Origin of the sequence: Haloplanus sp. CK5-1 (assembly GCF_037201915.1) — an archaeon.
GTDB classification, from domain to species: Archaea; Halobacteriota; Halobacteria; order Halobacteriales; family Haloferacaceae; genus Haloplanus; species Haloplanus salilacus.
The window spans coordinates 420,735-440,766 of the sequence record NZ_CP147505.1 but is presented as its reverse complement, the minus strand read 5'-3'; the positions used below and the strand labels follow the sequence as shown (position 1 = coordinate 440,766).

General features: G+C 59.6%; 26 protein-coding genes. 8 read left to right on the top strand and 18 right to left on the bottom strand.

Translation table 11 applies throughout. The features are described from left to right. Positions 1–233: 233 nt before the first annotated feature. Positions 234–479, bottom strand: coding sequence for a hypothetical protein (locus NBT81_RS02235; RefSeq protein ID WP_338740747.1), 246 nt, complete (start codon positions 477–479; stop codon positions 234–236). A 355-nt stretch (positions 480–834) separates the two neighbouring features. Here NBT81_RS02235 and NBT81_RS02230 point away from each other — a divergent pair, with 355 nt between their 5' ends. After that, a complete protein-coding gene (locus NBT81_RS02230) occupies positions 835–1,845 on the top strand; it encodes a tyrosine-type recombinase/integrase (protein ID WP_338740745.1) in 1,011 nt (336 codons plus the stop codon). Positions 1,846–2,112: 267 nt separating this feature from the next. Here the strand turns inward: NBT81_RS02230 and NBT81_RS02225 are convergent, their stop codons facing one another. Then, the gene (locus tag NBT81_RS02225) at positions 2,113–2,313 is read right to left on the bottom strand and encodes a hypothetical protein (protein WP_338740744.1); all 201 of its coding nucleotides are present in this window, start codon (positions 2,311–2,313) and stop codon (positions 2,113–2,115) included. Positions 2,314–2,623: 310 nt separating this feature from the next. On the opposite strand from NBT81_RS02225, the gene NBT81_RS02220 reads away from it, so the two are divergent. Further along, on the top strand, positions 2,624–3,046 hold the full coding sequence (locus NBT81_RS02220; RefSeq protein WP_338740743.1) for a hypothetical protein: 423 nt from the start codon (positions 2,624–2,626) through the stop codon (positions 3,044–3,046). On the opposite strand, the gene NBT81_RS02215 is transcribed toward NBT81_RS02220, so the two are convergent. Next, a complete protein-coding gene (locus tag NBT81_RS02215) occupies positions 3,043–3,351 on the bottom strand; it encodes an ArsR family transcriptional regulator (protein WP_338740742.1) in 309 nt (102 codons plus the stop codon). The genes NBT81_RS02220 and NBT81_RS02215 overlap by 4 nt on opposite strands. A 169-nt stretch (positions 3,352–3,520) precedes the next feature. Here NBT81_RS02215 and NBT81_RS02210 point away from each other — a divergent pair, with 169 nt between their 5' ends. After that, the gene (locus tag NBT81_RS02210; protein ID WP_338740739.1) at positions 3,521–3,832 is read left to right on the top strand and encodes a hypothetical protein; all 312 of its coding nucleotides are present in this window, start codon (positions 3,521–3,523) and stop codon (positions 3,830–3,832) included. 31 nt (positions 3,833–3,863) lie between these two features. On the opposite strand, the gene NBT81_RS02205 is transcribed toward NBT81_RS02210, so the two are convergent. From NBT81_RS02205 to NBT81_RS02195, 3 genes are all read right to left on the bottom strand, one after another. Beyond that, complete coding sequence (locus NBT81_RS02205) at positions 3,864–4,325, bottom strand: hypothetical protein (RefSeq protein ID WP_338742477.1); 462 nt, start codon at positions 4,323–4,325, stop codon at positions 3,864–3,866. Positions 4,326–4,443: 118 nt separating this feature from the next. Continuing rightward, positions 4,444–4,755, bottom strand: a complete 312-nt coding sequence (locus tag NBT81_RS02200) for a hypothetical protein (protein WP_338740737.1) — start codon at positions 4,753–4,755, stop codon at positions 4,444–4,446. Between the two features lie 39 nt (positions 4,756–4,794). Next, positions 4,795–5,343, bottom strand: coding sequence for a class I SAM-dependent methyltransferase (locus NBT81_RS02195; protein WP_338740736.1), 549 nt, complete (start codon positions 5,341–5,343; stop codon positions 4,795–4,797). 66 nt (positions 5,344–5,409) lie between these two features. Between NBT81_RS02195 and NBT81_RS02190 the strand changes: the two genes are divergently transcribed. From NBT81_RS02190 to NBT81_RS02175, 4 genes are all read left to right on the top strand, one after another. Then, on the top strand, positions 5,410–6,048 hold the full coding sequence (locus tag NBT81_RS02190) for an IS6 family transposase (RefSeq protein WP_338740735.1): 639 nt from the start codon (positions 5,410–5,412) through the stop codon (positions 6,046–6,048). A 489-nt stretch (positions 6,049–6,537) separates the two neighbouring features. Further along, the gene (locus NBT81_RS02185; protein WP_338740734.1) at positions 6,538–7,053 is read left to right on the top strand and encodes a DUF7437 domain-containing protein; all 516 of its coding nucleotides are present in this window, start codon (positions 6,538–6,540) and stop codon (positions 7,051–7,053) included. Between the two features lie 6 nt (positions 7,054–7,059). Next, on the top strand, positions 7,060–7,605 hold the full coding sequence (locus tag NBT81_RS02180; RefSeq protein WP_338740732.1) for a hypothetical protein: 546 nt from the start codon (positions 7,060–7,062) through the stop codon (positions 7,603–7,605). 787 nt (positions 7,606–8,392) lie between these two features. Then, positions 8,393–8,617: a hypothetical protein gene (locus tag NBT81_RS02175; protein WP_338740730.1), complete on the top strand. Its 225-nt coding sequence runs from the start codon at positions 8,393–8,395 to the stop codon at positions 8,615–8,617. A 551-nt stretch (positions 8,618–9,168) separates the two neighbouring features. Here the strand turns inward: NBT81_RS02175 and NBT81_RS02170 are convergent. From NBT81_RS02170 to NBT81_RS02155, 4 genes are all read right to left on the bottom strand, one after another. Next, entirely contained in the window at positions 9,169–9,813 is a 645-nt protein-coding gene (locus NBT81_RS02170; protein ID WP_338740729.1) for a hypothetical protein, read from the bottom strand. A 236-nt stretch (positions 9,814–10,049) separates the two neighbouring features. After that, complete coding sequence (locus NBT81_RS02165; RefSeq protein ID WP_338740727.1) at positions 10,050–10,511, bottom strand: hypothetical protein; 462 nt, start codon at positions 10,509–10,511, stop codon at positions 10,050–10,052. A gap of 21 nt (positions 10,512–10,532) precedes the next feature. Beyond that, positions 10,533–10,859 (bottom strand): hypothetical protein, encoded by a 327-nt coding sequence (locus tag NBT81_RS02160; protein ID WP_338740725.1) that lies wholly within the window; start codon positions 10,857–10,859, stop codon positions 10,533–10,535. A gap of 10 nt (positions 10,860–10,869) precedes the next feature. Beyond that, positions 10,870–11,736, bottom strand: a complete 867-nt coding sequence (locus NBT81_RS02155; RefSeq protein WP_338740723.1) for a hypothetical protein — start codon at positions 11,734–11,736, stop codon at positions 10,870–10,872. Positions 11,737–11,837: 101 nt separating this feature from the next. Here NBT81_RS02155 and NBT81_RS02150 point away from each other — a divergent pair, with 101 nt between their 5' ends. Then, positions 11,838–12,476, top strand: coding sequence for an IS6 family transposase (locus NBT81_RS02150; protein WP_338739275.1), 639 nt, complete (start codon positions 11,838–11,840; stop codon positions 12,474–12,476). A gap of 305 nt (positions 12,477–12,781) precedes the next feature. Here NBT81_RS02150 and NBT81_RS02145 read toward each other — a convergent pair whose 3' ends face one another. The 8 genes from NBT81_RS02145 to alaS form a co-directional block, all read right to left on the bottom strand. Next, on the bottom strand, positions 12,782–13,201 hold the full coding sequence (locus NBT81_RS02145; RefSeq protein ID WP_338740721.1) for an HIT family protein: 420 nt from the start codon (positions 13,199–13,201) through the stop codon (positions 12,782–12,784). Positions 13,202–13,270: 69 nt separating this feature from the next. Beyond that, a complete protein-coding gene (locus tag NBT81_RS02140; RefSeq protein ID WP_338740720.1) occupies positions 13,271–13,561 on the bottom strand; it encodes a hypothetical protein in 291 nt (96 codons plus the stop codon). A 1-nt stretch (position 13,562) separates the two neighbouring features. Then, positions 13,563–14,417: a ribose-phosphate diphosphokinase gene (gene prs, locus NBT81_RS02135; RefSeq protein WP_338740718.1), complete on the bottom strand. Its 855-nt coding sequence runs from the start codon at positions 14,415–14,417 to the stop codon at positions 13,563–13,565. 45 nt (positions 14,418–14,462) lie between these two features. Further along, positions 14,463–15,284, bottom strand: a complete 822-nt coding sequence (locus NBT81_RS02130) for an HVO_0234 family beta-propeller protein (RefSeq protein WP_338740716.1) — start codon at positions 15,282–15,284, stop codon at positions 14,463–14,465. A gap of 52 nt (positions 15,285–15,336) precedes the next feature. Continuing rightward, complete coding sequence (locus NBT81_RS02125; protein WP_338740715.1) at positions 15,337–16,032, bottom strand: type 1 glutamine amidotransferase; 696 nt, start codon at positions 16,030–16,032, stop codon at positions 15,337–15,339. 33 nt (positions 16,033–16,065) lie between these two features. Then, entirely contained in the window at positions 16,066–16,857 is a 792-nt protein-coding gene (locus NBT81_RS02120; RefSeq protein ID WP_338740714.1) for an alpha/beta hydrolase, read from the bottom strand. 37 nt (positions 16,858–16,894) lie between these two features. Next, positions 16,895–17,137, bottom strand: coding sequence for a hypothetical protein (locus tag NBT81_RS02115; protein WP_338740713.1), 243 nt, complete (start codon positions 17,135–17,137; stop codon positions 16,895–16,897). A 43-nt stretch (positions 17,138–17,180) separates the two neighbouring features. After that, entirely contained in the window at positions 17,181–19,952 is a 2,772-nt protein-coding gene (gene alaS, locus NBT81_RS02110) for an alanine--tRNA ligase (RefSeq protein ID WP_338740711.1), read from the bottom strand. Between the last annotated feature and the right edge of the window lie 80 nt (positions 19,953–20,032).

The following is a 20,032-nucleotide window of genomic DNA, read 5'->3' as shown; positions in this document are numbered from 1 at the left end:
GAATCTCTATCAGCCTCTGAGAATTTCAACAGAGCCTCACAATTCACTCAGGAGATAATATGCCACTGCTGGTGCGCCAACCACAATTGCTGGTATCACGAATTTGCTGGCTCCTTCTATTGCTACAGTAAGTTGAGAGAATGGGCCTGAGATTGGAAGATATGGCCACAAGGCAGCAAGAATCAGAACTACGGTAAGTGCGAAGAGAACAGACCTTCCGATATATTCGGGATTCACGGTCCAACCCCCCGAAGGATCAGAAGAGCAGTGACAGCAATACCGGTACCACCAACTGCTAACACGACCACATCAGCCGCATCGATCAACAGTTCTTCTCCATTGCCGGCAAGAGGACCTGTAATCGTGACTGTCTGACTGAATTCTGAGAACAGGTAAATTCCGAGCATAGAGATGATTGCCACTATGGTGACCGTGATGATCGCACCCACTGGATCACCCTGCCCGCGGTTCGTCCACATATCATCATGATAGGTACAGAGTCTTTTGAGGTTTCCTGGGCCGCGCGCTCATACTGAATCAGTTCGTGACCGATGTGTTACCATACCTTTTTGTGGGCGGATGGTGATTTTGATTCTAGCGAATCGCATGACCGCGTCGACCCCCGTTCGGGAAGTGAATGAACTCTTTCGCGCGCAGCGGGAGTTCTTTATAAGGAATCCGACGCTGTCTGTTGATTGTACATCGTTCGATAAGCGAATGGGCGCTGCAGGCTCCTGTTCGACTGTCGAACGAATCGACCTTTGAGGCGTGAGGCGGCCGAAATCGGCCGTCTCAAAATGGGTGTTCTGACGGGGGTTCGCGTGGGACCAACAAATGAGTCTCGAACCCATCGAACCCGAACGCGCGCTCGAACTGTACATCGCTGACCGAGAAAACAACGTCTCCCAAGCGACGATTTACTCCCACCGTTCACGGCTTGGGCATTTCATCCGGTGGTGCAATGACGAGGCTGAGATTACGAACCTGAATAATCTGTCCGGTCGCCAGCTGCATGAGTTCCGGATCTGGCGACGAATGGAAGGGGATCTTTCTCCTGCCACAGAGAAGACTCAGATGGATACACTCCGGGTGTTCATCAAGTGGCTGGAGTCGATTGACGGCGTCGAGCAGGATCTCCATACGAAAGTTCTGTCTCCGACGCTGAGCGGTGACGATAACATCCGCGATGAGATGCTGGACTCTGACCGAGCAGAGCAGATCCTCACCTACCTCGAAAAGTACGAATATGCTTCGCGGCCGCACGTCGTGATTACCCTGATGTGGCACACGATGATGCGTGTCGGTGAGATTCATGCGTTAGACTGCGGTGATTACGACTCAGTCAACCAGTCATTACAGGTGGTGCATCGTCCGGAGTCGGGAACGACGCTAAAGAATCAAAAGAAAGGCGAACGGTTCGTCGCACTGTCCGACGAAGTCTGTGAGATACTAGACAACTGGATGGAAAAAACTCGACCAGCCGTAACTGAGGATGGACGAAAACCTTTGATCTCAACCTCTGAAGGAAGAGCTCACACGACGACGCTGCGCGGTGACTGCTACCGGTATACCCGCCCCTGTGTGATCACGCGGGAATGCCCCCACGGTCGTGACCTTAACGAGTGTGAGGCGAACTCGTATGATTCAGCCTCTGAATGCCCCTCGACTGTGAATCCTCACGCCCTTCGGAGAGGTGGGATCACACACGCGCTGCAAGAAGGGTGGCCGATGAAAGCCGTAGGCGATCGTGCTAATGTGAGCGAAAAGGTACTTTCGATGCACTACGATTCGCGTACTGAGGAAGAAAAAATGGAACAACGACGCGAATATCTAGACGATCTCTGACCCACAATAGCACCCAAAGATAGCTGCTTACAAGAGCACATCACATACTATCTCTGCTTTTACCATTCGTTCTAGTTTAAAACCAGCAGTAATAAAAGATACAAAACCGACAGACAGCATAGAGGTTTAACGCTTGACACAGCAATCGTTCCAGCGATCAGCAGTCGAGAAGCCACAAGCGGATCACCGATTTGTTTCAAGTGGTTAAAGAAGAGACGATTACGCTGTCAGAAAAGCGTGCACTTGGTGCACGCTTTTCTAAAGACGTTAGAGAGTTCCTTTTCGCCGTCGAATAATGAGTTCACGCACCTGTTCAACGTGATCAGTGTCGGACTGGATGTACGCTGTGAGGATTGCTTCGACGATCTCGGAGCGGCTGGCTCCGAGATCTTCGCACTCGTCAACCAGTTCATCGATCTCTCGGACGATATCTTCTGCAATCGCAACGCCGAACTTCTCTTTTGCCATCTATGAAACACACTCAAAACGCCGTGCACCAAGTGCACGACGATCTGCTTCCGTAAACGTGATTCTTGACGTGAGTCCACTCAGAACGCCGACTACCGCACTGCTTCTGAGAGAAACGCAATGGAACAGGAGTCCGAGATGCTCTGGCTGTACAGCGATTCATCACCATATATTACTGGTAATATTAAACTAGAACGAATGCTGCTTTTACAGATTCTCGATTCAGATGCGTTGTAGTATATAAAATTAAGGCCTGAAGGACGATTCTGGCAGAAGAACCAGGAACTCTACAAAATCCACTCCACGTGCTATGCGCGATAAACATAGCGGTGAAGAGGTAGAACACGTTAGTTGTGCGGCGACGCTCCCAGACAGCTATGAAGAGATTAGCAAGGAGCGTGGCAGATCTGTTATTAAGCTTGATTCGAGGGTGATGGAATTCACCCACGAGTCAGGAGCAGGGTTCACCCTCTACGAAAAACAGGGCGCTGGATACGTTGGATGTCTTATGACCTCAGCATACGACGCGACATATTACGAGGTCGATCCCAGAAAAGTAGTTGGCGAGGAGATTGAATGGCCTGACTCCGACTGTCAATTAGTAGAACTTGCAGTGTTACCACTACGGAATTCCAGTTGGCTACTCACATACTACGATGAAGAACATACGAAAACACAGATGTATCAGCTCATCAACGGCGACAGTATAGATGAGATCTGGAAGTCGCTTTAGTCGGCCAGTCGCTCATTCACTACGCCATTAACCTGATGCAGAAGCTCAAGAAGGTCATTCTCAGCGTTCACTCGATACCGTTCCGGTGAGGAATCTTCGACGGGTTCGAGAACACCCAGTACCAGCAAGAGATCCAAATGAGAATACACGGACTGGCGACTGACGCCTGCCTTGTCGGCAAGTTCCGATTTCGTGAATTCGGATCCTGGTAGCGCATCCATTAGCGCATCAAGGATATAGCCGATGCTTTCGTTCTGGACGAGAATTCGCCATCCACTGGGGTACTCGTCGCGGAGTTCGTCCATTGAGAGGTTCTCAACCGGGTCGGCAGGGGGTTTCTGGCTTGACATAGTGTGTTCGATCGAGGGGTACTCTGGTACCCTATCTTGAACGCGGAGTGTGTTAAACCTATTGGACACGGGTGTTCGCTTAGTTTGTATATTTATAAATATCCACGGCACGAGGTGTACCGCAATGTCGGATACTGCGGCGAAATTCGTCTGGAAACTGGCTCGCCGTCATTCGTGGGGATCACCGGTCCCAGCTGAACAGCTGATTCGATTAGTAGCAGGAACAGAGGACCACGACGAACTCATCCGTATTCTCGAAAACGAAGTGCTTGACCTTCCATTCGTTGTACAGTCTCCAGATGGGATCTATATTCCAAACGGACAAGACGCCCATATTGAGGCGGCTGACTGGTTGCGGGAACAGACAGATCTCGGGAATCTCACGATCAAGGCAACCTTGTCACGGCTTCCAGATGACTGGCCTAATGACGGATGAGATTGCCCATAAGGCTCTGTATAGGTGTCATTCAATCTAACGCCTGCCAACCAGTAGTAGCGGCATCGATCACCTCTAGGGCGTCCCGACTTCCATCCGCCTTCCCTTTCTCGAAATCATCCTCAGTCTGCCCCATCTGATTAGTCACGTGTGCGAAACAAACAACAGGCTGTTCTCGTACGGCCGCGAACGTATACAGTGCTGCGGCTTCCATCTCAACGGCGAGAATCCCTTCTGATCGGGCGCGGTCAATCGCAGTCTCCGTTTCTCGGAACGGAGCATCCGTCGTCCAAGTACTCCCTACGTAGACGGGTCTGGACACTGTTTTGCAGGCCTCTTGGACCGAAGTGCTGAGATCACTATCAATATCCGCATAGCGACTCGCCGAACGGTAATGATGACTCGTACCTTCATCACGGAGCGCCCGTTCAATAAGAACAAAATAAGGTGGGTCGTCCTTCGGAATAATCTGGCCCGAGGAAGTTACACTAATGAGGAATTCACACCCGGCAGCGAACAGTTGTTCTGCTACTATAGTAGCCTTTGTAAGTCATCACACACCTGATCGCATGACTGCGTTCGATCAGGTGTGCGGACAGTTACAAACGCTACTATAGTACAGCGAACGATGCTCCAACAGCGCACCCCACGATTCCGAACTTCTCACCATTCCGTTCGAAACGATAAAGATCGGTGTGATACCCGGGCCACGTTTCGTCTTTCTCAGCTTCATCAGTGGCCGCCAAGTGACGTACGATGTCTCCATCAGGATCGAGGATGCAGATTTTCGGAACAGAGTGCTCTGAGAGCCCCTTCTGGCGTCGAGCATTCTTTAGGAGTGCATTCGGCGTGAACACAGATGATTCGTCGAATTCTTTCGCTTCGAAAAGCGGAGATGACTCAGATCCCGGTGACTCAGTCATATAGTCCGTGTTCACGGAACGCAGGCAAGGATATTGTGGTCACTCATGCGGAGTTCCGACTATCGCTGAGATCGCAGCAGTCGTTGGATCAGTACTCTCGAAGACTTCCTCATCGGAGATTCCCAAAAAGAACTCCTGCTTCCCATCAACGTATTCCAAGATGGTTTTCGTCACGGCGTCAGAGTCCCGGTGGACCATCCGCTGGAAGTACGAACCCTCTCGCTGAAGGTTCGATTGTACATACTCCGAGCGCGTGTTCAACACGAGTGCAACCAGCGTCCCACCGGAAGCGAGGACGCGAGTCGCTTCCCTAAGTACTGCATCGAGACGAGGGATGAATTCGAGCGTTGAGACGAAGACGACCGCATCAATCGACGCGGTTGCGATCGGGAGCGCAGTCGCATCGCCAAGAACGAACGGTGCAGAAACTCGATTTTGAGCTGCTTGTACCATCGCCGCCGAACGATCCAGTCCGATAATCTCGTGCTCGGGAAAGCGTTCTTCGAGCGAACCGATGCCGCATCCTACATTCAGAATTCGGTCATCAGTAGCGATTTGCTGTTTCACGTACGCAGCCTCGCGGTCCATAACCGCAGTCCCGAATTCGCTGGTCGCGTTAAGTTAGAGGATGAGGCGGACGAGTTCTGAGTGCTTATGGCAGAATTCGACCGCCTCAACGGATGTATCGAGTGGATCGACTTGTCGTTTGTGGAGCGAAAGCGGACTCCCGAGTGGGCGATTCAAGTGGGCATCCGGTGTCATCTCGCCGGTATGTCAACAAGGGATGCCAGTCAGTTTCTCGATGAGTTGGGAGTCAAACGTAGTCACGTCGCGGTTCACAACTGGGTGCACAAGGCCGATCTACAGCCGATGTCGACGGTGAGTGCGGATCAACTTGCGGTTGACGAGAAAGTGATCCGCATCAACGGCGACGACTACTGGCTGTACGGTGCCGTCGATCCCCAAACAAACGAAATCCTGCAGTTCAGGCTGTTTCCAGCGACAACGAAACAGACGACGCGATGGTTTCTGACCGAGCTTCATCGACGATATCGGCTAGATGGCGTCGAATTTCTCGTCGATGACGCCGATTACTTGGTGAACGTCCTCGACGAAGACGGGTGCCGATTCCAGATGATTTCACACGGGAATCGGAATGCCATCGAACGTGTCTTTTGGGAGATAGAACGACGAACCTCATCGTTCGCAACTAGTTTCAGCCATGTCGAACCGCAGACAGCAGAATCGTGGCTCCAAGCCCTCGCCGTCCGGCACAACTCACGCCAAAGTTAACGCGACCGTTTCATCAGGGATGTCGACTCGGACGCTATCTCCTTTCTCGAACCGACGCATCATCTTGATAGATGATAGCGTACAACCTGACCATTACGGTCGCGCGCGACATCCAATGACCCAATGATTATACCCTTTCCACCGGGTTTGGATGTACGCGAACCACCAGACGGCACCCCACTCAAACGGAATCGTTCGACTATCGAACGAAATCAAATTCGGCAGCCAAAGTCGGTTTATAAACAACCCGACGCCGTCTGTCGGATGTTGGTCGTTCGATAAGCGAATGGGCGCTGCAGGCGCTCGTTCGGTCGGTGAACGAAGTCCCTTGCTGGGCCTGAGACGGTCGATATCGAGGGATACTGAATACACCGATGGGGAGAGATCCGGTCGTACGATAGCCCTCCGCGCGCTCGTAGAACGTTGATGTCAGTGACGACTCCATCTCAACAAGACTTATTGCAATTTGCGCGCAACTTGCTATTACTGATGGCGACGAGAGAAGCTAACTGGGATACCCCACTCGATACTGGTGGCGAGGTGTTCGCGCTCCTCGAGAATCCCCGAAAAGCGTGGATCTACACCTATATCGACCATCATCCGGAGACGACGATCCAGGATGTCGTCGAGACGCTCGATCTCCCACAACGAACGGTCTACGAATACGTCGACGACCTCGAAGCCGCAGGCTTCGTCGAACAGTCGAACGACGGACGGCCGGCGGAATATACGGCTCACGAGATCGACCTCCAACTGGTCGCGGGCGATGCCGAACGACGAATCACGCCGGAGCTAGTCGAGGCGATCGCCCGTCGAATTCGGGATGACGGCGTCGATACGTACATCGACCGCCACGGACTCGACGGGCTCGCCGTCGCACTCGACTACGCCCGCGAATACGCCGAGGGGTCCGTCACACACCGGATTATGGCTCGTGAACAGGACCTTTCCCCCTTGGAAGCAGGCGTCGTTCTGGATGCACTCCGCCCCGTCGTCGAGGCCTGATCCAGTATGGGACGCGACGGAGAAGTCGTCTTCATCGATTCGTCGGTTCTCATCAGTTGCGGTCGACGTGACGGTACGCGGTTCCAAGCACTCGCCCGCGAAGCCCATCAGCGCGATACCGTTTTTCGCATCTCGCCACAGGTGTACGCCGAGGTGACTGGTGATCCTGCACTCGACGCGTACTCTCCGGATCAATCCCCTGTCGACGAGGCAGTACAGGAGGGATGGATGAAGGTCACCGAGAGTCCGGCCTATTCGGACTCGGACGTCTCAACGGTGATGGATCGGGCACGGAACTTCATCGCGAACTCCAGTGATCGATCAGAGGATGTCGTCGAGAAAGCGGATACCGAAATCGTGGGACTGGCCCTCGAAATCCTGCTTGATGGGGTCGGGGATCGAGTTCTCGTGGTCACGAACGATATTCCACTCGGCGAAGCAGCCGAATCGCTACTCCCGAACTACGGATTCGACGACGAGCAAATCACCTGGCTCACCGGTAGTGAACTCGCTCCCGAACTCGCCGAGGATTTCGTCCCCGAGTTCGACTGACTCAAGGGCAAGATGACCGAGTGCGTCCTGTATTCGGTCTCATCAACTACCGGCAGTGTCGCGTTTCCGTGACCACTACCGCCTGATTTTACCGGGACACAGTTGCTCGTAACCGAGAGGCATTAATGACCCAATGATTAGCAGCCATGCACCACGCCGTAGAGACAGCGAACCACGGGACAAAACCGCCGTCGTTCGGAATCGTTCGGTGACTGAACGAAATCAACGGCAGTGCACTCAGAGACGACGACGTCGACGATTGCTCCGTCGCAGTCGTGCGATCACGGGCGAGAAATCGTCGATGGGCGCTCCAGGACTTGACTTTCGCGGGTTCTGCCGGGCGTGCGGCGCTAACGCGCCGTTCCGGGCGGACTTCCACGCTCGGTTCTCGGCGCGCTTCGCGCGCCTGCGCTTCCGGCACCGGAAGCCGACCGCTGGTCGGCACCCGAAGCTAAGAGGGCCGCGCCAGTCGCCATCCTCGGGCTGTTGTGGTGGAACACGATTCAACACCACCACTAGCATGACTGACGCAAGCATCCCTTCCGACCCCGAGGGCGCACTTGAGCGCTACCTCGACTCCCGAGACGTCACCGAAGCAACGCTGTATAGCCACCGCTCACGACTCGGCCACTTACCCGTTGGTGTCGCGAGGAAGCCAACATCGACGACCTCAGCGAGCTTGAAGGGGCGGCTATCAACCAGTACCGAAACTGGCGTCGAGACGACGGGGATCTCAACCGCGTGACGCTCAAAACCCAGATGGAATGATGAGAATGAGCGCGACGTGATGCTCGATTCCGACGTCGCAGAATCACTCCTCGACCACTACGACACGTACCAGTATGCGTCCCGCGAGCACGTCGTCCTTCACTTGGCATGGAGAACGATGCTGAGGCGAGGGGCGATTCGGGCGATTGATCTCGACGACTACCACCCACGAGACGAGTACCTGGAGATCAGACACCATCCCGAAGCAAACACACCCCTGAAGAACCAGCACGAGGGTGAATGAACTGTCGCCCTCAAATCAGATACGGTCACACTGCTCAACGACTGGACCGACCACAAGCGATCCGAACGAACCGATGACTACGGGCGCGAGCCGCTCATCACCACCACCTATGGTCGCATCCATCGCAACACGATTGCGGTCGACATCTACGCCGCTACTCGCCCGTGCATAAGTACGGGGGAGTGCCCACACAATCGAGACGTCGAGAACTGTACAGCCGCTACTGACCGTCAGCAAGCCAGCAAATGCCCGTCAAGCGTCTCGCCACACGCTGTGCGGCGTGGAGGGATCACCCACTGGCTCTCAAACGATGTGCCCCGACCAGCTGTGTCTGACCGTGCAAACGTGAGTGGCGACGTGCTCAACAAGCACTACGATCGTCGCACTGAGCGTGAGAAGATGGAACAGCGCAGACGGGATCTGGACGACATTTAACAAACTCTCAATTCAATTCTTTAACCACGGAGAAACAGCGCAACTCAACAGCTACCGGGAGGGGTACAAACCGGGAAATTTTGGCATATCAGAATTTTTGGTCATTGTTTTCGTAACTACCACCCTGATGGAGTTGCGAGGCGATACTTCACTTTCCTCCCAACTCTTTCCTTCTCTACTACGCCCAACTTGTGGAACCAGCTGTTGTAGTAACCCGTGTAGTATTTTCCAGACCCTTCATACTCGTCTACGAGTGCTTCTTCAAGGTCTTCCCTAAGTAGACCGCCGTCCTCGCGGTTCTCCTCAAGCGTACTGAGATAGAAGAACGCGCTTCCATATGGCTGCATACCGATTAGTAATGTGCGTTCGATGGGGCGAAGGTCGGGGGTTTCATCGAAGACGGCTGCGACTTCTTGCCCGGTATTTGTTAGCGAAATTTCTGTTTCCGGTTCACGGTCGCCCGTAGTGTTGAAAAACACTCCATCATCAGTTTCCACGATTCCGAAGTTGTACGATCCCTCTTCCGCATCGATATGCCCCTCGCTCTGGAGGTAGGACCGTAACTCTTCGAACGTCACAGTTCCCTCGCGCTCAACGAAGTTGAACGCAGCCTTAACTGCCACAGGGTTCGAGGACCATCGGAGTATCGGTAGTTCTTCTTCAGACTCTACCTCTTCCAATAGTTTTCGCCGTTCGTCGGCTGGGAGTTTCTTCAGTCTCTCTGCGAGGTCTTCCCGATCTGGGTTATCGTCTTCGGTCATTTGGCTTGCCTCAACACTCACTAATACGGTCTATGTTGGTATATCTTACTCTGACATAGACTGATTAAAGTTGACTCCAATTATGTTGGTTTCCTTCAGATGGGCGCATCAGTCTATTGGCGAGAGGTTTCAGCGAAACAGAACTAACCGACCATACCGGACACTCTATTGTTCTAATTGGCACCAATCAGCGCCCGGACTACCACACTGCCCCTCACCAGTATTGACGCCAATTGCTAGAGATAGTAGTTGAGCAACGTGAGTCGGATGTATTCCGCCGTCTGGTCATCTACCTCGGGGTACGGTGCAGTGATGACCGCCTCATCACCACGGAATTCGATGGACCGCTCACCCTGTTCGTCCTTCAGCAACAGACTGGTCTCAAAACGTTGTTCCTGAATCCAGTCGTCGAGGGTCAAATCATTCTCCAGCATCCCGACCTTGAATCGACTTTCCGTAACTGACCTCACATTGAACTCGTCATCCATGCTCTCCCGAAGAAATTGCGCGAAGGTCCCGACGTCCATGAGTACGCCCTTGAGATTTCTAAAATCGAACTCAAAGCAAATGTCAACGCCGATAGAATCCAGTTTCGCGTCAGCAACCGAGTTCACGTCTGAGTGTGAGAACGAGCTGTTGTCCTGTATGAGGTCTATCGTGATCTCGAAAGGATCGCTGTTGAGGTAGTCGACGGTCACGCTGGCCGTTTTCTCGTCTATCTAGTGGAATTCCTGAACTTCCGCCGCACCCTTGCTACGCGAGACACTGCTTCTGATGGCTGATTCTACAGCCTCAGAAGCTTCATTGACCGTACGACTGTCGGTTACATACGCACTGAACTCCAAGTCCGCCTTGATTTTCTTATACCGCGTTTGGTATGCCTTGGCCTTCTTCTTGGCCTGTGAAATCCATCGATCAACGATTCGATCACCGATTAGGCGAGCGAACACCGAATTGAGGAAGGTTTTCACGACAAACAGCGCAATCGCCAGCAGAGAGATTCCCCCGACAAGTTCGAGAATCGACTGTTGTCCGGGGAACGGCATAGTGTGCTATTCAGTTTTGGTCGGCGAAGTCGTTTACCGTTGACTGGTCACCTGGTGCCGTGAAGTCAGTCACCGTCGATTGTTTTGAGATTTGGGGGAGAAGGTACTCTTGGATCAGCGTAAGATAGGTCTCCAGTTCCATGTTAGAGTAGCTTCGAACCAGCGCATCCTCCGAGATACTGATGACCTTCTCGCCTTCGCCGATTTCCTGTGTTGCCATCATGTGAGTGCGCACCGATCCCCGTTTCTTTTCCTCCTGGTATTCCGGCTCGGACTGATAGCCACGACCAGAAATGTACTTCTTGTTTATCGAGGACTGAGGGAAGTCTTGGAATGTAGTGTTCAGGAGTTCTTCGGCGAGCTGGTCGGCAATGTGTTCGATGTCGTCTGAACTGAGGTTGACCTCCAGAAGTGAGAGATCCAGGTTTCCGAGTTTCTCACGGATGATCTCGAGAACGTTTTCAACGAGGTTCCGTCCGGCAATCAGCACCATGTAGTAGTCATCACCGTCGCTAAAGGAGAGAAAGCGGACCGATTCGGTATCCAAGATCAAGACTCGATCATCTCGAAATACGACTGAACCGGTTTCGTCGAGCACGATATTGCCGGAGAGTGCTCTTAGGCTGCCGTCCCCAACGATTTCCACGTCTTCGATGGTGGTGATGATCTTGATTTTACCGTCTTTCTTGAATACATCCGGTTTAATCAGGTCATCATCTTCCTCGTACTCAGATGGTGGGTCTAGATGAATGGTTGTACCGTCCAGTTGGTCGCGAAGGAACTCGAGACTGAGCGATCCTTGAGTGCTGGAGAGCCGATACACTTTGCCCGAATACGTAGAAGATTGCGTGAGGGGATTGTCCGGGGTACCGACCATGTTTGTATACTCCCGAAGTGAAATTGGATGGTTATGAAGGTATGTGAGGGGCTGACGGTCGCGTTAAGTTAGAGGATGAGGCGGACGAGTTCTGAGTGCTTATGCCAGAATTCGACCGCCTCAACGGATGTATCGAGTGGATCGACTTGTCGTTTGTGGAGCGAAAGCGGACTCCCGAGTGGGCGATTCAAGTGGGCATCCGGTGTCATCTCGCCGGTATGTCAACAAGGGATGCCAGTCAGTTTCTCGATGAGTTGGGAGTCAAACGTAGTCACGTCGCGGTTCACAACTGGGTGCACAAGGCCGATCTACAGCCGATGTCGACGGTGAGTGCGGATCAACTTGCGGTTGACGAGAAAGTGATCCGCATCAACGGTGACGACTACTGGCTGTACGGTGCCGTCGATCCCCAAACAAACGAAATCCTGCAGTTCAGGCTGTTTCCAGCGACGACGAAACAGACGACGCGATGGTTTCTGACCGAACTTCATCGACGATATCGGCTAGATGGCGTCGAATTTCTCGTCGATGACGCCGATTATCTAGTGAACGTCCTCGACGAAGACGGGTACCGATTCCAGATGGTTTCACATGGGAATCGGAATGCCATCGAACGTGTCTTTTGGGAAATAGAACGACGAACCTCCTCATTTGCAACTAGTTTCAGCCATGTCGAACCGCAGACAGCAGAATCGTGGCTCCAAGCCCTCGCCGTCCGGCACAACTCACGCCAAAGTTAACGCGACCCGCTCGACGGCGGGAAGGACCGGCACGGGCGGACGAAAAGCGGTGACGCTCCACCGGTAGCGAGTGTGAGCGTCTGCCACGAACTGAACGGGGATATGCCCAGGCGTAACACGCTGGAGACTGACCAAGCCTCATTCGGTAGTGGCAGTATGCTGTGTTCTACCGATAGTTCGTGTCTGTATGTCGGTCACCTCCGCGATATGGAGAACGGACGGCCAGTATAAAGTAGTTTATTGAAACGAAATAATATTGTTTAATCCCATTTCATCGGGCGGCACGGCCGACACGAAGGGCCATGTCAGGCGGAGCCGATGGTCTCGGCCAGGTCCGCGAGTTCGTCGTCGGCCACGTCGGGGCGGTCCTCGATCAGGGCGTGGATCGGTCGCCCGCCGTCGGCCTCGGATCGGGGGACGACGTGGGCATGGACGTGAGGAACTTCCTGACCGGCGGCGGTGCCGTTGTTGAACGCGATGGTCGTCGCGTCGGCGTCGACGGCGCGTTCGATCCGGTCGGTCAGGTCGTGGACGGCCGCGAAGACGTCCGTCGCGAGGTCCGCGGGCAGGTCGTTCACCCGCTCGTGGTGGGCCTTCGGGATGACGAGCGTGTGGCCCCGAGCGAGGGGGTTGGCGTCGAGGAAGGCCATCACACGGTCGTCCTCGTAGACGGTGTGACTGGGGATGTCGCCGTCGACGATGCTACAGAAGATGCAGTCGGTCATGCGCGGCCGTAGCACGGCCACGCTAAAGAAACCACGCGACTGGCGGGAGGATCGGGTCGCGACCCGACGTTACGGCCGCGGGCGAGTTTCGACCCCGTGGGCCGCGAGCAGCGAACGGATCCACCGTCCGGAGTGTCGCGAGGTGTACGCCAACCCCGAGCGGTTGCCCCCGGGCCAGTCGTCGTCGGTCTGGTCGCCCGCGGCGGGGGCTTCGCCCACCACCATCACCGCGGCGTCCCGCGGCCCGTTCCCCCACGCGATCCGGTCGCGGGCCTCGACGAGGGCGGGACAGCGCCGGCAGTCGGGGGCGAGGACGAGGGCGTCGTCTGGGTCTGGCGGGTCGGGCGACGGGGCGGGCATCTCACAGGGCGTCGGCGACGGCCGGGGCGACCGAGGTTGCGGTCACGTCGCGCTCGATGGTGTCGGTACCGTAGATGGCCGACACGCCCGCGCGTTCGAGTTTCGACCGTGCGTTCCGTGCGAACAGCGGGTGGACGCAGGTGACGTACACCCCGGCGGCCCCGCGGTCGGCCAGGACGCCGACCGACTCGCTCATCGTCGTCCCGGTGGCGACGATGTCGTCGACGACGACCACGTCCCGGCCCGACACGTCGGCGTCGCCCGGCGTAACCTCCACCTCGGTACCGGAGTGGCGCACCTTCTCAAAGTAGTCCACGTCGCCCCGGCCGTAGGCGTCCCGGGTCGATTCGGCGATGGCGACGGCGCCCGCGTCGGGCGAGAGGAAGAGCGGCTCCTCGAGGTCGGGGGGGAGGGGGTCGGCAAGTCGGGGGGCGGCGTCGACGACCGAACAGGGGGCGTCGAAGAAGTCGGTCACCGACGCCTCGTGGGGGTTGACGAGGACGACACGGTCCGTGCCGGTCGAGACGGCGCGGGCCACCGCGCGGGCCGACACGGGTTGGCCGTGTTCGAAGGCACGCTCCTGTCGCCCGTACCCCATGTAGGGGAGGACGGTCACGAGTTCGTCAGCGCCGGCCTCGCGGGCGGCGTCCTGCAACTGGAGGAGCTCGACGTGGGCGGCGTCGGTCGTCGTCGAGGCGACGACGACCGCCCGGTCGACGCCGGAGTCGATACCGGGTGTCGACGCCATGCGTTCGCCGTCGGGGAACCGCTCGTACCGCACGTCTGCGAGCGGATAGCCGGTCTCGGCGGCCAGCGCCGCCCCGAGCGCCTGCGAGTTCGAACCGGGGACGATCATGTGGAGTGGATCGACGGCCGCCCCGAAAACCGTTTCCGTCCGCGCTCACCCGCGAACCGCGAGCGCCGAGACGCCGCCGACGCCCAGTTCCCGCGTCCGCCACCCCTCGCCCGCGTCGGCCAACAGCGTCCCGCCTTCGGTCACCGCGACCGTCGCCCGGTCGGTGTAGGCCACGTCGACGGGATCGCCGGGCGTCTCGACCGCCCGCCACTCGCCGACCGCTTCGCGGACGAACGTCCCGTCCTCGCCGACGGCGTGGGCGCGGTCGTCGGCCGCGTCGCCGGACTGCGTCCGGCTGCTCGCGGAACGTCGTTCCGCGCTGTCGACGCTCACGACCCCGAACGCGTCGCTGCGTTCGTCCATCCAGCCGTTGCCGAGGCGGTAGAGGCCGTCGTCGGTGGCCGCGAGGGGCATCCCCCGACCGTGGACGTCACGGACGTCCCCGAGGCCGACGTTCCGCAGACCCTGATCGACCATCCAGACGCCGTCGGCGGCCGCGACCATCCCACCGTGGACGGCGCGGGGCGTCTCGACGGTCCCCAGCGTCGTCCACCCGTCGTCGAGGCGAGCGACCCGTCCGTCCGGCCCGGCCGCGAGGAGGTCGTCGCCGTCGAACCCGACCGCTACCGCCGGCCCGAACCCCGTCGGCTCGTACCTGCCGACGAGGACGTCCTCGTCGGTGGCGACGGCGCGACGGTCCCCGTTGGCGGCCACGTCACGGGCGGCCGTCCGGTGGTCGAGACGGAACTCGCCGACGCGGTCGGCCGACAGCGACGCGACGACGACACCCCGCTCGGACGCGATCAGCACCGTCTCGGCCCCCGTCCGGTCGGCGTAGACGCGCTTCTCGTCGATAGTGTGACCCATACAGCCACCTCCGGGAGCGGCCCCCAAAACGGTTGGCAGGTCGAGACAGGCGTCAGGCGTCGGGAGTTCCCGTCCCCGTCCGCTGGCCGACGTACGCGACGAAGTTGTCGAAGAGGCGCTTGGTCCGGCAGGCGGCGGCGTAGGTGTCGTCGTCGATGCCGGCGACGACCGAGTCGATGCGCGCCTCGGGGAGATCCTTCCCTCGCGTGACCGTCTCGGCGCTCGACCGATCGTACTCGGGGTGGAACTGCACGCCCCAGCAGTCGCCGCGGCGGAACGCCTGGACGCCGCGGTCGTTCTCGGCGAGGAGCGTCGCGCCCGGCGGCAGGTCGACCACCCGATCGGAGTGGGTCTCGAAGGCGACGAAGGTGGCGTCGAGGCCCGCGAACAGGGGGTCCTCGGTCAGGCGTCGGATCTCGCGGTAGCCGAGTTCGACGTCGTCCATCGCCTCGACGCGGCCGCCGAGTGCCTCCGCGAGGACTTGGTGGCCGTAACAGACGCCGAGGACGGGCATGCGGTCGGCCGCCTCCCCGACCCAGGCGACGAGGGCGTCGATCCAAGGCTCGTCCCAGTAGACGGAGGACTTCGACCCGGTCACGACGGCGGCGTCGTAGTCGAAATCGGTGGGCAGTTCGCCGGCCGACGCGTCGAACTCCGCGAGGTCGGCGTCCAGTTCCCGACGGAAGTTCCGGCGGGTGTGGTCCGCACCGTGTGAGGCGTCCAAGAGCGCGATCCGAGGTCGACTCATCGTGTGTCCCCTGGCGGGCGGGGCGTTAGTCGCTTACGCCCGGTCGGTCGAGCCGACACCCTCGAAGAACCCGACGAGGCGGTCGTTCACGTCACGGGAGCGCTCGATACCCACGAGATGTCCCGCGTCGACGCCGACGAAGTCGCCCCGGGGGAGCCCCTCCGCGAGTCGCCGGCCACGGTCGACCGGCCAGACGGCGTCGTCTCGGCCATGGACGACGAGCGACGGGAGCGTCACCTCGTACAGCCAGTCCGAGGCGTCGAAGGCCCCGACCCCGGCGGCCTGTGCCGCCCACGCCTCGCGGGTGGCGTCCTCGTCGGCGCGCCAGTCGACGATCCGGTCGACCGCCTCGGGGTGGGCGCTCAGGAAGTCGTCGGAGAGCGCCGCCGACAGCGACGACGTCAGGTCGTCGGGGTCGGCCGGCGACCCGAACAGCGGGTCGAGCGACAGGCCCTCGCCGGTCGCGGCGGTGCCCAGAAGCGCCAACGACTGCGGACGCGTCGACGCCCGCGCGAGTTCGAGTGCGACCATCCCGCCCAGCCCCGCGCCGACGACGTGGGCCCGCCGCGCCCCGTGGTCGTCGAGGACGGCCTCGACGTCGGCGACGAAGTCCTCGATAGCGTAGGGCCCCGACGGTGCGTCGGACCGTCCCGCACCCCGGAGGTCGGGCACCACCGTCTCGAAGGGGCCGGTCAGACCGGCGTGTTGCCAGCCCCACTGCCACGCGCCGTAGCCCACGTCGCCGAGCAACAGGACCGTCTCCCGGTCGGCGTCACCGTCTGTGGCGTAGTGGATCGACACCGCGCCGTTCGATGCGGTCGGCATGGCTGGTCCTACGGCCCCCGGCCGTTAGTGGCATCGGTCACGCGGCGCGGGCGGTCAGGAGTGCCAGTCCGATCACCGTGGCGGCGAGGAGGAGTGCGAGGCCGACGCCGCCAACCGCCAGAACCGGCGACATCGGTGGGCGACCGGTGAGCAGCGCCGTCGGCGTCGGATCGTGCGACGACGCGGCGGCAACCGAGCGCACCCAGAGGGCCGTCGAGAGGGCGAGAAAGAGGCCGTACGCCGACAGCGGGATCGACGGGAGCCGCGACGAGGAGGTCACGGCGGGCGTGGCCGCGGGATCGGGTATGAACCTTCGCCCGCTCTCAGGTGCTCCGTACCGTCCGAAGCACGTCCGGTGCGTCCTCCAGAGTGTCGTCCAGGGCGTCGACGTCGGGGCCACCACCCTGCGCGAAGTCCGGCGGGCCGCCGCCACCGCCGCCGACCCGTCCGGCGAGTCGCCCAACGACGTCGCCGGCGTTGATGTCGACGCCGTCCGGAACGCCGACGACGAACTGAGCGCTCCCACCCCGGGCGCTCCCGAGGACGGCCACCGCCCCCTCGTCGACGACGGCGTTGGCGGTGGCGCGGAGTTCGTCGGCGTCGGCGTCCATCCGCCGGATCACGGCGTCGACGCCGCCGACGTCGACCCCCTCGGCGTCGGCCGCGGCCGCGGCGCGTGCCTCCGCGAGTTCCCCAGTCAGGCGGTCGATCTCCTTGCCGCGGGCCTTCCACTCCTCGAAGAATCGCTCGGCCGTCTCCGGGACGTCCGCGGGCGAGACGTCGAGGACGTCCGCGGCCTCGTAGAGGGCGTCCTCGGTCCGCTGGGTCGCCTCGATGGCGGCGTCGCCGGCGGCGAAGGTGATGCGCTCGACGCCGTCCTGGATCGGTTCGGTGTCGATCACTTTGATCGCGCCGATGTCACCCGTCCGGGCGACGTGCGTGCCGGCACACGCCTGCACGTCGTCGTCGACGTGGACGAGGCGGATCTGCTGGCCCGGCGGGACGCCCCCCTGATACAGGTCGAAGCCGTGTTCGGCCTCGGCCTCGTGGCGGTCGGGCCACTCCTGGGTCACCGGTTGGTTCTCCATCACGATCTCGTTAGCGACGCGTTCGATCTCTTTGACCTCCTCGCGGGAGATGCGCTGGAAGTGGCGCACGTCGAGGCGGGACCGGTCGGTCCCCTTCTGTGCGCCGGCCTGTCGAACGTGGTCGCCGAGCACCCGTCGGGCGGCGTGGCCGATCACGTGGGTCGCGGTGTGGTGTCGCATCAGGCTGAACCGCCGCTCGGCGTCGATCTGTCCGCGGACGAACTCGCCTTTGCCGGGGTTGCCGTCGGTCCGGTGGAGCACCACCCCGTCCCGGCTCTCGACGTCGGTCACCTCGACGGTCGTCTCGTCGGTCGAGAGGACGCCCGTGTCCGCCGGTTGACCGCCACCCTCGGGGTAGAACATCGTCTGGTCGAGCACCACGTCGTACCCCTCCTCGCGCTCGAACACGTCGAGGACGACCGCCTCGAACTCCGTTCGATCCTGGTCGTCGTAGAACAGCCGGTCGGTCTCCGGGAGGTCCGTGAACCGACCGTCGCGGCCGGCGGTCGTCTCGTCGTCGTCGTCCCCGCCGTGGCGGGCGGCGACCAGTCCGTAGAAGTCGGCGGGCACGTCGACGGTCGCGCCGTGGTCGGCGGCGATGTCCTCGACCATGTCCGGCTGGATACCGTGGGAGTCGTACAGTTCGATCAGCGTCTCGCGGGGGATGGGTTCGCCGCGGTCGGCGTACTCCTCGGCGATGCTCTCGACCTTCCGGGAGCCGCGTTCGAGCGTCTCGCGGTACTTTCGCTCCTCGGTGCGCACCATGTCGCGGATCGTATCGCGGTTGGTGTAGCCGAGACGGTCGGCCTGCATGTCGACGAGTTCGTCGAGGGGGGCGTCGATGCCGAGGCCGTCGACGAGGCGTTTGGTCCGTCGGAGCACCATCCGGGCGAGATAGCCCGTGCCGACGTTCGAGGGGACGATGCCGTCGCCGAGCATGTACGCGAGCGTCCGGCAGTGGTCGGCGATGGCGTAGACGTCTTCGAGGGGTTCGAGCAGGGCGGTGAGGTCGTCGGCGTCGACGCCGAGTTCGTCGGCCACCTCCGCCCGGGCCGTGGCCAGGTCGTCGACCTCGTCGACGTCGAGATAGCCCGAGAGGCGAGCGGCCTTCTCGATCAGCGCCCGCTCCTCCTCGAAGTGGTCGATCCCCGCTCGATCGGTGAGGAAGTCGATCATGTCGGGGTAGATAGCCTCGTAGACGGTCGGCGTCCCCTGACTCATCCACGTCCACCGCTCCAGCCCGTAGCCGGTGTCGACGATGTAGGTGTCCATGTGGCTGTAGCGGTTGCCGTCTTTCATCTCGTACTCGCCGTCGGGGTCTTGCTCCATCGACATGAAGACGAGCGTCGCGAGTTCCAGCCCCCGGTAGATCACCTCGAACGCAGGGCCGGCGTTCCCGCCGCCGACCCACGGATCCTCGATGTAGGTGAGGTCCGTGGGGTCGACGCCCATGTACTCGAAGAAGCGGTCACAGTACTCCACCGTCTCGTCTTTCCAGTACACCTCACCTTCGTAGGCGTAGTCGTCGGGGGCGTCCTCGCGGGTGTTGAACGCGTGGTGGGCCATCATCTCGAAGGCCATCGTGTGTCGGCCCGTCTTGCCGACGTTGTCGATGTCCTGCATCCGAATGCAGGGTTGAGAGATGGTGAGGGGGTTCGCCGGCGGCGGCGTCTCGCCGGAGGTGACCAGCGGCTGGAAGTCATAGACCGACGCCTGGGTCAGGAGGACGTCGTCGCGCCAGCGGTTCGCCGCCACGGGGTAGGGGTCGATGCGCTCGTGGCCGTTGGCCTCGAAAAAGGAGAGGAAGGCCTCGCGCATCTCCTCTAAGGTGTACGACTCGTCGAACCCGGGGTTGCCGATGAAGTCGTAGTCGTCACAGGGTGGCTCGCCGCAGGTGTCGCGCTCCACCCGCGCCCAGAAGTGGACGCCACACGAGGCACACTCCTGTCGGGTGAATCCCTCCTCCTCGAAGTACTCGAGTCGGTAGGCCTCTTCGAGTTCGCTCATTACCACCTCTTTGGCCCGTCTCCGCCTAAAACAGTTCCGGGAACGCGTGTTTCGGGGAGGGAAAGGGACGAGACCGGACT